Origin of the sequence: Aliidiomarina taiwanensis (assembly GCF_003987015.1) — a bacterium.
Lineage (GTDB): Bacteria > Pseudomonadota > Gammaproteobacteria > Enterobacterales > Alteromonadaceae > Aliidiomarina > Aliidiomarina taiwanensis.
This window is the reverse complement of record NZ_PIPQ01000029.1, coordinates 1-821: the sequence shown is the minus strand read 5'-3', so window position 1 is coordinate 821 and position 821 is coordinate 1. Positions and strand designations below refer to the sequence as shown.

The 821-nt window shown below is 47.5% G+C and carries 1 protein-coding gene; it reads right to left on the bottom strand.

All coding sequences use genetic code 11. The features are described 5' to 3' along the window. Nucleotides 1-14: 14 nt before the first annotated feature. Nucleotides 15-821, bottom strand: an 807-nt coding sequence (locus CWE15_RS11930; protein WP_126758302.1) for an IS3 family transposase, incomplete at its 5' end; no start/stop codon positions are given.

Below are 821 nucleotides of genomic sequence, written 5' to 3'. Positions count from 1 at the left end.
AGTTATTCGTAGAATTAATGAACCGCTTGCGTTAATTGTTTGGGCGGAATGCCTCCGATGGCCGTGTTAGGCCGTTCGTTGTTATAAAGCCAAAGCCACTGAGTGGCAAGTTCTTGTGCATGTTCGACGCTATCAAATAGATGTAAATCGAGCCATTCATGACGGACTGTTCGGTTAAACCGCTCAACATACGCATTCTGAGTCGGTTTACCTGGTTGAATGTAGAGCATCGTAATTTGATGTTTTTCAGCCCAGTTAATCCGCTCGCTTGACAAATATTCTGGGCCATTGTCGCAACGAATCGCCGCAGGTTTTCCTCGCCATTCAATAACTTGCTCTAAGGCTCGAATAACACGAGCACTTGGCAGCGAAAGGTCTACTTCGATGGTTAACCCTTCGTGGTTGTATTCGTCGATGACGTTAAATGTTCGCAGTGAACGTCCGTCGGCCAAGCTGTCGGACATAAAATCCATCGACCAGACTTGATTCATTGCGGTTGGCACGCTTAAAGCGTCCGGTTTGTCACGTCGCAGGCGACGTTTGGGTTTGATTCGTAAGTTCAGCTCTAACTCGCGATAAATGCGGTATACGCGTTTATGGTTCCATGGAAACCCTTTCACGTTACGCAAGTGCAAGAAGCACAAACCGAAACCCCATCGTTTGTGCGCGGTGGTTAAGCGCAGCAACCAATCAGCAATTACAGCGTTTTCATCGCTGAGTTTGCTTTGGTAGTGGTAACAGCTCTCGCTAATGCCCATACAAACACAGGCAAAACGAACGCTAATACCATGACGTTGAATGGCAGCTCGCGCCATCTCTTT